This window comes from Candidatus Zixiibacteriota bacterium (assembly GCA_020853795.1).
Classification (GTDB): domain Bacteria; phylum Zixibacteria; class MSB-5A5; order CAIYYT01; family CAIYYT01; genus JADJGC01.
In genome coordinates this window covers 1-12,179 of record JADYYF010000176.1, presented here as the reverse complement: position 1 = coordinate 12,179, position 12,179 = coordinate 1, and the positions used below count along the sequence as shown (strand labels likewise).

The following is a 12,179-nucleotide window of genomic DNA, read 5'->3' as shown; positions in this document are numbered from 1 at the left end:
CTGATGGATGACGAATGGACGTCGCCGATCGCGACGCCGCCGTTCCCGGAATATACCTCGGGCCACTCGGTGCAATCGGGTGCCGTCGCCGAGGTGTTGACGGCGATGTTCGGCGACGACTACGCCTTTACCGATCACACTCACGATGAGCTGGGCATGGCGCCGCGCGCGTTTGATTCGTTTAATGATTTCGCGGAGGAGGCGGCGATATCGCGGTTGTACGGCGGGATCCATTTTCGCTCGGCGATTGAGAACGGCCTTGAGCAGGGCCACTGCATCGGTGAGCGGATCAATGCCCTGCAGTTCAAGATGTAGTTCGGTGAGTTCGGCAGGTCTCTTCAGAGGGGCTATGTCGATGAAGAGATCAAATTGACAGATTTGGCAGATCTCCTCAGAGATGTTTCGGAAATGAAGAGCTTCCGGTAAGGGGACCAGACCTGCTCTACCTCTCATCCGTCTGCGGCGGGCGTTAGCTCATCTCTTTTCGCGGAAATTGAACAACTCATCAACGCGGCCGGAGTCGGCATCGATGCCGATGCCGTAGTTGTCAAAGCCGAAGCGCTCGGAGTCGCGTTTGGGACGATACCAGGTCGACTTGTCGGCGCAGCCGGGGCGCGGTACGGCAGCTTTGGTCGAGTCGTTGTAGTCGAGATAGCGATCGACGCCGCCGACATCGATGAGAATTCCATAGGATTGGGCATACCAGACAAAGGGCACGGTCGGCCGCGGGGTGCGATAATCGTCGCGCCAACTGGCCTCGCCGAAGCCGTCGGTGCCGGCGTTGAGTTGGTAGCGGTCGGCGCCGCCGAAATCGAACAGGAACGAGTTGGAGCGAATCTGCGCATTGGCGAGCGAGATAATCTTGCCGGTGTAGCTGTCGTCGCCGGCCCAATCGACCATCAGTGAAATCGTAAAGTCCCAACCGAACGACAGCCCGGCGCCGGCGGTTTCGAAAAGTTCGTGGCGGTCGTTGCCGCTTTCGTCGAACATCGCGCCGATGCAATAGTGCGCGCCGGAAGCCTGGGTGAAATAGCAGCTGCGATACAGGTCGTTGCCGGCAACGTCGTAGACGATGCCGATGCCGAACCAGTAGCCGCAGCCGAGGGAAAAGTTGCCGGCGTAGTACTCGTCATCGCCATCGCAGTCGATGAGCGCGCCGAGTCCACCCGCCCAGCTATGGCCGTCGGAGCCGTCGCCACGGCGCCCGCCGCCCCAGCCCTGCGCGTTGTTGGCGTTGATCTTACCCTGCGAATGGTAGTCGCCGCGGTTGAATTTCTCCGCCAGCGGTTCGGCGGTGTAACGGTCGTTGCCGCGGTAATCGGCGAGGATTCCGATACCGCCGCCGATTCCGCCCGCGCCCTGGCCGTCGCCCGCCAGGTAGTACTGGTCGTCGCCCAGCCGATCGAGCAACATGCCGACGCCGAAGTAGCCGCAGCCTTGCCCGGAGACATTGAGCGCGAAGTCATCGTTGCCGGCGGCATCACAGACGATGCCAGTGCCGAAGATACCGACGCCCTGCGATAGTTGGGAGGCGCGGTAACGATCATTGCCGGCCAGATCGATGACGATGCCGAGACCGCAGTTGCCGTAGCCGAACTGGCGCACGGTCAGGCTGTCGCCGTAGTTGTCGTCGCCGCCCAGATCGATGATGGCGCTGAAGGGCAGCAGGAACGACGAACCGCCGCCGGTGGCGTAGGTGTCGTTACCGCCGAAGTCGCAGATCAGCAGATAGTCGCGCGCTGCGAATTTGTGCGGCTGCCGGTCACCGATGCAGATAACGCCGAGCGGTGTCGGGATCGTCAGTGCAATAACCTTGGCTGACGCGGGCAGCGCCTGCAGGCGTTTGGCGGCCAGGTCGGTGGCGGCGATGATCTTGTAGTGGGCGTACACCAGCGACTGCCAATCGAGCAGGCGCGCGCAGTCGTCAAATTCGGGGTAGTATTTTTGTCCGTCCCCTTGCGTCGCATCAAGATCGCCGATCAGCGAGAGTCGTTGGACAATTTCCGGCGGCACGTTGCGAAACGCGAGTTGGTGGAAACGGTAAGCGTCGGCAACATTCACAACCCAGAATGCCAAGATGTCCTGCACCCGCGGGTCAAGTGTTCGCTGGACGGAATCCAGCAGCACCGGGCTGATTGCCCAACCGGCGTTGGCGCCGAAGGCGCGGTAGTCCCACTCGACGCCGGCGGCTAAGTAGAGTCGTTGCAGAGCCTGATCCAAAGAGCTGTCGGCCGGCAGCGAGTCGACCAGATTCGGCGAGTAATTGCGAAAACCGCCCACGCGCCGCTCCCAGGCCAACTGGTAGCTCAGTTGATAGAGCGCCGAGTGTGATGGATTGGCGAAGGTGGTGTCCTGCATGTAGTGGGCAAAGGCGGACTTGAGGGACTGGCTGTAGTCGTAAACGCGCAGCGGCTCGGCGAAGAGATCGTCGAAGGCCGGCAGCTTGTACGGAATCTCGAACGGATAGCGATTCCAGTAGCCCTTGGGCGCATAGCCCAAATCGGCCTTGCTCTTGCCGACCGACGCCAGCGCATCATCGAGAAGGTCGGCCTGCGCCGACAGTGTGCCGAGTGCGATCAGTAGTCCCGTTACCAAGAACTTCAAAGTCATGCGTCCTCCCATCGCCGCAAATTAGCCGCGTGCAATTCTCCCGGCAATAGTTTCGGTCTTGGTGAATCGGCGCGCAACGATTATACTGCCGCCGAAGCCGGAGTAAGGATTTTGGCCCAGCAAGTACGAAAATTCCAGGTGCGCCTGCACGATACCGACGCCGCAGGTATCTTGTTCTTTGCGCGGGAGTTGTATTTCGCACACGATGTCTACGAAGATTTCCTGCGCGCGATCGGATTCCCGATGGAGCGGCTGCTGGGCGCGAGCGAATTCTTCGTGCCGATCGTCCACGCCGAGGCGCAGTTCCAACGCAGCGTCCGCGCCGGCGATGAAGTGACCATCGCCCTGCAGGTCGCGGCCATCGGCACGACCTCCTACACGCTCAGCTACGAATTAACGAACACGAAGGGCGAAATCGTCGGCACGGCCAAGACCGTGCACGTCAGTGTCAGCCGCGCCACCGGCGGCAAGATACCGCTTCCGGAGCCGTTTCGCGCAGCGATTACCGCCTTCCGCGACCGCGCTTAGTCACCAGTTCGTATTTTACGACTTTGCCAGGATCTGCGCTACCCGCGCGCGATCAACTTTGTCGATGCCGGTGCGCGGCAGCTTCTCTACGAAGATGATCTTATCAGGCTGTTTGAAGCGGGGCAATTGGTGGGCGAGGTGTTGCCGGAGTGCGTCGAGATCGAGCGGGCTTCCGGCCGCGGTCTCCACGACCAGCGCCGGGCGCATGCCCCAGCGTTCGTGCGGGACGGCGATGCAGACGGCCTCGCGCACTGACGACAGCAACTGTGCGCAGCGCTCGATTTCCTCGGGGTAAATATTCTCACCGCCGGAGATGAACATGCGGTCCTTGCGGCCGGTGACGGTGAGGTAGCCATCCTCGCTGAGAGAGCCCAGATCGCCGGTGGCAAACCACGCGGCCGGCTCGCGCGGCGGTTCATTGAGATATCCGCGAAACATGACCACGCCGCGCACAAGGATTTCGCCGATGGTGCCGGTTGCACAATCTCTTCTGTCGTCATCGGCGATGCGGACTTCGCGATAGCGCAGCGGGCGGCCGTTGGTGGCCAGATGTGCCGGGGTGTCGCCGATTCTCGTGGCGGTCACCTGCGATGCCCCCTCAGAGAGGCCATAGCTTGTGACGATCGGTAGCTTCAACCGCAAAATCTGCTCGAGCAATGCCGGCGGCGTTGGCGCGCCGCTGAGGAGGATCGCCTTGAGCGAGGCGGGAAGTGAGCGGTGACCGCGAACGCGCAGCAAGTCGAGAAGCATGGTCGGGACCAGTGAGAGGTGAGTGATTTCGCCGCGATCCACAAGGTCGATGACCTGTGCCGGCTCGAAGCGATTCACCAAGTACATGGCCGCACGTGCCAGCAGACAACGAAAGAGAATGCCGAGCCCGCCGACGTGGCAGAGCGGCAGCGACAGCAACCAGGTATCGCCGCTGCTGAGCGGGATGTTGTCGTTGGAGCCGACGGCATTGGAGATGTGATTGCCGAGAGTCAGCATGACGCCTTTGGCAGCGCCGCCGGAGCCGGAGGTAAAGATGATCGTCGCGAGTTGATCGGAGTTAAGCAAAATGGGGGATAGCGGTGTCGGTCGGCTTGCTTGGCCCGCCACGGCCAGAGCGTCTATTGACAGCGACGGACGCGCCGTTCCCAGCTGTTCCTGCAGGTCTTCGCCGCAAACGACGAGATTCACAGCGGCTTCCTGGAGACGATTGTGCCAATCATTCGGAGTCAAGCGCGGATTCAACGGGACGGCGACCGCACCGATGCGCAGCAGTGCCATCAGCAGCTGAACATAATCGGGCGAGTTATCGGCCAGAATTCCGACTCGGGTGTCGGCAGCAATTCCGCTCCGGAGCAGATTTGCGGCGAGCTGATTGACCGCGATGTCGAGCGCGCCGTAGCTGACGAGATCGGATCCGAATCGCAGTGCCGCGGAATCTGGTGAGGTCATCGCGGCTTGCCGCAACGGGCAGTCAATGTGCATCGCTAATCCTGGTCAGGCGAGACATGCTATCAGCCGTCAGCACGACGGCCAATCCGGGGGACGCAGGCAGACGTATAGTGCCCTGGTCAATCACGAGTGCATGATCCGCCAGCGGATGTGCCAGCAGGTCCAGCGTATCGAGGCCGCAGGCGGTGTTACCCAATTGCGCCGCCGCGGCCAGATGCAACGCCGCGGAGACGCCGACGGCAGTATCGAGGGCGGAGGTCATCACGCAGTCGACACCGTTCTGGCGCAGCCGCCGGACAAGATCGAGGCAGCGGGTCGGGCCGCCGATCACGGGCGCTTTGATGATCGCGACATCAAAACCGCGCGGGCTGCTCGATGCCGGTAAGTCCAGGAATTGCGACAGCGATTCGTCGAGCGCGATCGGAACCGGGCAGGCCGCCTTGAGCATCAGCAGCTTGTTCCAGTTAAGATCCCGCAATGGTTCTTCAACATATTCGATGCGCAGTTGGGCGACGCGCGGCAAGAGGGCGAGCGCGTCATCGAAGGTGAAGGCGCCGTTGGCATCGAGGCGAATTGTGGCGGCCGGGCCGATCGTCGTACGCAGTAGCTCGATACGGCGGATATCCTCGGCCATCGTGTTGCTGCCAATCTTGAGCTTGAAAGTGCGGTAGCCCTGCGCGAGTTTTGTCTTCGCCGCCGCGGCGATTTCGGCGTCGCTTCCGGAGATCACGGCATTAACCACGGCTGCCTCGCCTGAGCGCGCATTGAGCCAGCGAGCGGCAGGGAGATGGGCGCGTTGGGACGCGAGATCGATCATGGCGCACTCGATACCGAATTCGACCGAGGGCGGCAACGGCGACGAGTGGATCGCCTGCCACCAGTCGGAGATTTCGGCGGGAGAAGTCGGAATCGGCTGGTCGGGCAACCGCGGGAGCAACGACTCCGTCACGGCGCGAGTATCGTTCAGGTTTTCGCGGTTGAATCCCGGCAGTGGGGCAATTTCACCCAGTCCCGTTTCTCCTTCACTCGACTGTAAGACGGCGATCAGCCCCTGCCGTTCGCGGAACGTTTGTCCGGATGTGACGAAGGGCCGCGTGAATGGGATGCGGTACTCGTATAATTTTGCGCTGCTTACACGCGTATGATCCATCCGATCGAAAAGAGGAGCCCGTACAATGCCAGCAGTCTGCCGGTACCGGCGAGGGTGTCGTTCAGGGCGCGTCCCTCCTGCGTGGCCAGGGAGCGGATCAGGAAGATCGCCGGAATCAGGGCCAGCGTGGCGACTGCCGCAAACGGGTGACGGCCGGTCAGGGCAAAAAAGATCACCGGATACAGCAGCGCCAAGACGACGACGACAGCATACTGCAAAACTGAAAATGTGCGCCCGAACCGCACCGCCAGCGTTCTTTTGCCGCCAGCTTTGTCGGTGGGCAGGTCGCGCGTGTTGTTGACCACCAGAATTGCCACCGACAGCAAACCGGGGGCGATTCCCGCCAGCAGTGCGTCCTGTGTGACTGTCAGCGCCGAGACGTAATAGGTTCCGCCGACCGCCACGGGGCCAAAGAAGATCAGCACAAAGATGTCCGCGAGTCCATTGTAGCCGAGCGGATACGGGCCGCCGGTGTAGAGGATGCCGAAGAGGATCGAAGCCAGGCCGATTCCGACAATCGGCCAGCCGCCGCGTGTCACGAGGTAGGCGCCGACCAGCAGTGCCAGGCTGAAGGTCACAGCGGTTGCGACGCGCATCCGCCGCGGCGTCACGAGTCCGGCGTGGGTGACGCGCAGCGGACCGAGGCGCTCATGGGTATCGACCGACTTTTCGAAGTCAAACAGGTCATTGGCGAAGTTGGTGCCGATCTGAATCAGAACCGCGCCGATGAGCGCCGCCAGGATCGCGGGCAGGTGAAACGCCTGATCGCTAAAGGCAAGCGCCGCGCCGATCACAACCGGCGTAATCGCAGCCGGCAGCGTCTTGGGACGGGCGGCCAGAATCCAGATTTGCAGCGGAGAAAGTGTGGCGGGCGCCGCGGTCATGAGCTTCGACTATGGATTGCGCTTGAACTTGGAGAAGTTGGGCTTGCGCTTCTCGACGAAGGCGTCGCGTCCTTCCTGCGCCTCCGGCGTCATGTAGAACAGCATGGTGGCATTACCGGCAAGTTCCTGCAGCCCCGCCTGGCCGTCGCAGTCGGCATTAAGCGCCGCCTTGAGACAACGCAACGCCAGCGGGCTGTTAGCGAGAATTTCGCGGCACCATTGAATGGTCTCGGCCTCGAGGCGCTCGTAGGGAACAACGCAGTTGACCAGCCCCATCTCCAGCGCCTGTTTGGCATCATACTGCCGGCACAGGAACCAGATTTCGCGGGCCTTTTTCTGCCCGACGATTCGTGCCATATAGCTGGCGCCGTACCCGCCGTCAAATGATCCGACCTTGGGACCGGTCTGGCCGAAGCGGGCGTTGTCGGCGGCAATGGTCAAATCGCACATCAGATGCAGGACATGCCCGCCGCCAATTGCATAGCCGGCGACCATGGCAATCACCGGTTTCGGCAGGGTGCGGATTTGGCGCTGCAAGTCGAGGACGTTGAGGCGGTGCACGCCCGAATCATCCTTGTAGCCCGAATCGCCGCGGATTTTCTGATCGCCGCCGGAGCAGAACGCTTCCTTGCCTTTGCCGGTCAGGATGACGACGCCGATTTCCGCATCCTCGCGGGCGTCGGCGAACGCCGTCTCCATCTCCTTGACGGTCAGCGGGCGAAACGCATTGCGGACTTGCGGGCGGTTGATCGTGATCCGGGCGATCCCTTCGGCTTTGTGGTATTCGATATCGGTGAATTCAGCGGCTTTGATCCAGTTGATTTGGCTCATCGTATGTGTTTCTCCCGGTCCGGCTCGTGCCGGTAGACGTGCTCTTGCAGGAAGCGCACGAGCGTCGTCAGATAGGCGTCCGGCTGCTCCAGATGCGTATTGTGCCCGGCGTCGCCGATCATCCTCCGCTCGCAGCGCGGCAGCGATTCCGACATGATACGATTGATGCGGCAGAACTTGTGGTCGAGCGCGCCGGTCAGCAGGAGTGTCGGCAGATGCAGGCGATCGAGTTTGTCCCACAGCGACGGCTGCCGGCCGGTGCTCAATCCTTGCAGCGCTTCCGCCAAGCCTTCGGCATTGTGCACCGAATGCAGTTTTTTCAGATGCTCCAGCTTCTCCGGATGCCGCTGCAGCGATTCAAACAACGGCGCCCGGTACCACTCGTCAAGAAAAGCCTCAATCCCCAGACAGCGCAGAGTGTAAGCGCGATCGTCGTCAAGGGCGACGCGCACGCGCCGCTCGTATTCGTCCTCGATGCCCGGCCCGCCGCTTTCGAGCACCAGCCCGCGCAGACGCTCGGGATGTTGGATGGCAACGTAGAGCGCCAGCCGCGCGCCCATCGAGTAGCCGACCAGCGTGACCTGGTCGAGTTTGTGGTGATCGAGGAACTTGAGGAGATCGCCCGCCACCGACTCCATGCTGATGCCGTTTTTGCGCAGCGGAAAGCCGTTGCGGCCGTGACCGGGAAGGTCGGGAGCGATGCAGTAGTAATCGTGTTCCAGACGTGCGAAGAGCTCGCGCCAGTCGTCCGCCAATCCCATGAATCCGTGCAGAAACAGGAGCGCCGGGTGCTTGCGACTACCGCGAGTGAGATGGTGCCAGTCCATAGCTTACGAATTTACCAATTGATCAAGCCGCCGTAAAGCGATCTCTTCGACGCGAATCCAAAGCTTCTGCAGCCAGGCGGCTTCAACCGCCCGCTCGGTCTTGACCTCGATGAGAGCGCTTTTCCTGGATTTCAGGCTGGCACGATAGACCGTCGTGAAGTCTTTGAGCGTCTTGGGCGCGTGATACTTGATGTCGAACATATCGCAGGCGGCGCGCAGCGAGCGGCCGTGCGGCGTGCCGAAGACTTCCTCGAAGTGCGCCTCGATCTTGGCCACGGGCAGGTGCGAGAAGATTCCGCCGCCGTCGTTGTTGAGGCAAACGATGGTCACCGGTTGGTCGGCGTTTCGCAGCAGCGCCAGCGAATTCAGGTCGTGCAGCGCCGCCAGATCGCCGATCAGCAAAGTCACCGGCGTGCCGGCGCCGGTCGCGAAGCCGATCGCCGTGGCAATGGTGCCATCGATGCCGTTCGCGCCGCGATTGGCGCCTACGCTTGCGGCTGCGCCGCCGGCCACGGCCGCCATTTCGGCCAGTCGCAGCGGCATGCTCGACGCCACGAACACAGCCCGGTTTTCCGAGGCTGAGCGCAAGACCGACTCGGCGATGCTCAATTCATGGACATCCGCCGTCTTGCCGAGCGCAGCTTCGCTTAATTGCTCACGCGCGATCTCATCCAGCTTTTGGAACGCGGCCAGAAGCGGTGATGGTTTCATTTCGAGTTGTTCCGCCAAGGCCTGGGCTACAAGTGCCGGCGCTGCGATCAGGCGCTTGCCGGCGCTGTGCATCGGGTCGAGTTGCAGCGGCGCGGCATCAACAATGACCAACTCCGCTCCGCTCGAAGTCAGGTAGCGCTGCAGCGACTTGGACAGCGGCGGCGCGCCGAGATGCAGAACCAGATCCGGTTCCAGTCGCCGCGTGATGGCTTCGCTGCGCAGGTACAAGTCATGCTGCGAGATGATTTGTCGTGCGGCCGATCCGGCAAAGCGCACGCCGGAACTGATATCCGCCAACAGCGGCCAATCAAGGTGTTCGGCCAATGCGACGATCGCTGTGGCATCGGTCGAGCTTGTGAGCGCTCCGGCAACCAGCACTCCGCGCCGGGCGGCCGCCAGTGATTCGGCGAGCCGGGCGATGTCGCCCGCTGCCGCCTGTGGCGAGCCGATCGCATACTCCGTGAATGGCCGCTCGCTCTTGAGCCAGCTCGCCAGCGGCTGCAAATATTCCGAATAGGACTTGAGTTCGCCGAACGGCGCGAGCGGATCGCGGAACATGCAATTGAGATGCACGGGCCCGGCCGGATTGCCGGAAGCAGCGGCGACAGCGTAAGCGATGGTCGACAGCAGGTACGCGGGGGAGATCTCGGTGGATGGGGTTGGCAGGTCGGCAAACCATCGGGCATACGAACCAAAAAGCTTAACCTGGTCAATCGTCTGCAATGCGCCGGAGTCGCGCAATTCCGGGGGGCGGTCGGCGGTGAGGACGATCAACGGCACCCGTGATTGACTTGCCTCGATGACCGCCGGATAGAAATTGGCCGCGGCCGTTCCCGACGTACAGATCACCGCCGCCGGTCGCCCGGTCGCTTTACCGTAACCCAGGGCCAGAAAGGCGGCGCCGCGTTCATCGAAATGTATCGTCTTGCGGCATTCAGCATTCTCCGCAACGGCGATCGCCAGCGGCGTCGAGCGCGAGCCGGGGCAAATCACGAAGTAATCGATGCCCGAACGGACCAACTCCTCGACAATCAGTTTTCCCCAGAGATGATTGACGTTGGCCGCCTTCATGCCTTCACTCCAACGAGCAACTCCAGTGCGGCTTGCAGCTTCTGCTCCAACTCCAGCCACTCCAGATCGGGATCCGATCCAGCGACGATACCGGCGCCGGCAAAGAGGATCACACGATTGTCGCAGACCAAAGCTGACCGCAGGGCGACGGCGAACTCGGCGCCGTCCGGCTGCAGAATTCCCACCGGCCCCGCATAGTAACCGCGATCAAACGGCTCCAACTGCCGCAATGCCAGCATCGATTCGGAGCGCGGCGTGCCGCAGACCGCCGCGGTCGGATGCAGCGCGGTCAAGATTCCGGCCGCCGTCGTTTCCGGCAGCAGTTCGGCGTGAATCGCCGACACCAGATGTTGCACGCGCCGCAGCTTGACGATCTCCGGCTCCGGCGCGATCGTGATCTCGCGGCAGAAGGGACTCAGGTCGGCGGCGATTCCGTCCACAACGAAGCGGTGTTCGCGGTTGTCTTTGCGGCTCTCCAGCAGCAGCCGCGCCAACTGGTCATCGGTCTCCGGCGCCGGTCCACGGGGCACGGTCCCGGCAACGGCTTCGGAAGAGAGTTTTCGTCCCTGCACCTGGAACAGCCGTTCCGGCGATGCCCCAACAAATGCCGATCCCGCTCGCGGCGACAACAGGAAGCGGTAAACCTGCTGATTACTTTCACCCAGCCAGCGCAGGAAATCATACGGATTGACGGCATCGCCAAAAATCAGCTCCGTGCGTCGAGCCAGCACTGCTTTAGAGAGATTCTGATTCTTGATCTCCTCGAGGACATAGCCGCAAGCATCGTTCCATTCCACCCGATCGGGGCGATCGCGGCGTTGGATCAGGGTAGCCGGCGGTTGCTGCGGCGAAGCCGGCGCGATCAGTTCTTCCAGCAAATGCTCGGCTTGTGCGATAGCGTCGTTCACCGCAAAGTCGCTTGGAAAAACGAAAGTCCCCGTGGATTTGGCTCCGGCCCGTTGTACCGAGAATCTTGGCAGTTGGCGCCACACATCCGGGAACGGGCGCCAGTCACTGCCGCGGTGATGCGCGGCTTCATCAAATCGGCCGGCCACGACAACCGCCGGAAGCGCCGGATCGGCTGCCGTTTTGAGTGCGGCTTCGATTTTTGTCACCTCGCTCAAGGTGTTGATCTCATCATCGGGCCAGTCGGTCAAGTTGCCGACGGCGCCAAATTCAACCGTCCGCTCGCGGTCGTGCCAGTATGACTTCGGGTATGCCGCAGAATGCTGCAGCCAAGCCGGGAGATCGCAGGCAGGCAATTCAAAACTGATGGCCCGGACGCCGGTTGAAACACTTGGTCGCTGCGTGAATTCGCAACGGATGGCGGCAATAACTTGCTTGAGTTCAGCGGCGAGGGATTCGGCAGATCGCGCGGGCGAGTGAGGCAGACGCGGGTCCGACATTGGCTATCGTGCCCGCCGATTTTGGAAAAGCGCCCGCGCCCGTTCGAGCAGTGCGGCGAATTGCGCCAGCGTCAGTGCCTGGCGCGCATCGGACAGGGCCGTCGCCGGCTCAGGGTGGACTTCGATCATAATCCCGTCGGCGCCCGCGGCGACCGCCGCCAGCGCCAGCGGTGCGACCAAATCGGCGCGTCCGGCGGCATGCGATGCGTCGGCGATCACGGGATAGGACGACTGCTCCTGCGCCAGGATAATCGCAGCCAGGTCAAGCGTGTGTGCGATTTCCGGTTCAAAGGTACGGACGCCGCGCTCGCAGAGGATGATCGCGTTGTTGCCGCCGCGGCTGATATATTCCGTTGCCGCGAGCCACTCCCGGATCGTTGCTGCCATGCCGCGTTTGAGCAGGATCGGCTTATTGATCGATCCCAGCGCCGTCAGCAGGGTGTAGTTGAACATGTTGCGCGAGCCGACCTGCAGCACATCGGCGTACTCGGCGACGGTGTCGATCTGCGAGCGATCCATGACCTCGGTGACGACAAACATGCCGAACCGGTCAGCCTGTGCGCGCAGCAGCTTGAGCCCGTTGACGCCGAGCCCCTGGAAGGAATCCACCTGGGTGCGCGGTTTGTAAGCGCCGCCGCGCAGAAACCTGACATCACAGCGGTGCAAGAATTCGGCAACCGCCGCGAGTTGCGCTTCATCTTCAACAGCGCAGGGTCCGGCG

11 protein-coding genes are annotated in these 12,179 nt (G+C 62.2%); 2 read left to right on the top strand and 9 right to left on the bottom strand.

Annotation, left to right across the window (positions count from 1 at the left end; translation table 11 throughout):
• Window positions 1-315: phosphatase PAP2 family protein (locus IT585_13625; GenBank protein ID MCC6964286.1), on the top strand; the 315-nt coding region annotated here is incomplete at its 5' end.
• 159 nt (window positions 316-474) lie between these two features.
• Here the strand turns inward: IT585_13625 and IT585_13620 are convergent.
• Entirely contained in the window at window positions 475-2,610 is a 2,136-nt protein-coding gene (locus tag IT585_13620; protein MCC6964285.1) for a hypothetical protein, read from the bottom strand.
• 111 nt (window positions 2,611-2,721) lie between these two features.
• Here IT585_13620 and IT585_13615 point away from each other — a divergent pair, with 111 nt between their 5' ends.
• Entirely contained in the window at window positions 2,722-3,138 is a 417-nt protein-coding gene (locus tag IT585_13615; protein ID MCC6964284.1) for an acyl-CoA thioesterase, read from the top strand.
• 15 nt (window positions 3,139-3,153) lie between these two features.
• Here IT585_13615 and menE read toward each other — a convergent pair whose 3' ends face one another.
• From menE to aroF, 8 genes are all read right to left on the bottom strand, one after another.
• On the bottom strand, window positions 3,154-4,611 hold the full coding sequence (menE, locus tag IT585_13610) for an o-succinylbenzoate--CoA ligase (GenBank protein MCC6964283.1): 1,458 nt from the start codon (window positions 4,609-4,611) through the stop codon (window positions 3,154-3,156).
• Window positions 4,601-5,728, bottom strand: a complete 1,128-nt coding sequence (menC, locus tag IT585_13605) for an o-succinylbenzoate synthase (protein MCC6964282.1) — start codon at window positions 5,726-5,728, stop codon at window positions 4,601-4,603. The genes menE and menC overlap by 11 nt, the downstream gene beginning before the upstream one ends.
• Window positions 5,710-6,612 (bottom strand): 1,4-dihydroxy-2-naphthoate polyprenyltransferase, encoded by a 903-nt coding sequence (locus tag IT585_13600; GenBank protein MCC6964281.1) that lies wholly within the window; start codon window positions 6,610-6,612, stop codon window positions 5,710-5,712. The genes menC and IT585_13600 overlap by 19 nt, the downstream gene beginning before the upstream one ends.
• Before the next feature lie 9 nt (window positions 6,613-6,621).
• Window positions 6,622-7,443, bottom strand: a complete 822-nt coding sequence (gene menB / locus IT585_13595; GenBank protein MCC6964280.1) for a 1,4-dihydroxy-2-naphthoyl-CoA synthase — start codon at window positions 7,441-7,443, stop codon at window positions 6,622-6,624.
• Window positions 7,440-8,270 (bottom strand): 2-succinyl-6-hydroxy-2,4-cyclohexadiene-1-carboxylate synthase, encoded by an 831-nt coding sequence (menH, locus tag IT585_13590; protein MCC6964279.1) that lies wholly within the window; start codon window positions 8,268-8,270, stop codon window positions 7,440-7,442. Before menH ends, menB begins: the two co-directional genes overlap by 4 nt.
• A 3-nt stretch (window positions 8,271-8,273) precedes the next feature.
• Window positions 8,274-10,052 carry a 2-succinyl-5-enolpyruvyl-6-hydroxy-3-cyclohexene-1-carboxylic-acid synthase gene (menD, locus tag IT585_13585; protein MCC6964278.1) on the bottom strand — a complete coding sequence of 593 codons (1,779 nt, stop codon included), beginning with the start codon at window positions 10,050-10,052 and terminating at the stop codon, window positions 8,274-8,276.
• On the bottom strand, window positions 10,049-11,458 hold the full coding sequence (locus IT585_13580; protein MCC6964277.1) for an isochorismate synthase: 1,410 nt from the start codon (window positions 11,456-11,458) through the stop codon (window positions 10,049-10,051). The genes menD and IT585_13580 overlap by 4 nt, the downstream gene beginning before the upstream one ends.
• A gap of 3 nt (window positions 11,459-11,461) precedes the next feature.
• Window positions 11,462-12,179 (bottom strand): 3-deoxy-7-phosphoheptulonate synthase (aroF, locus tag IT585_13575; protein MCC6964276.1); only part of this gene is annotated, 718 nt, incomplete at its 5' end.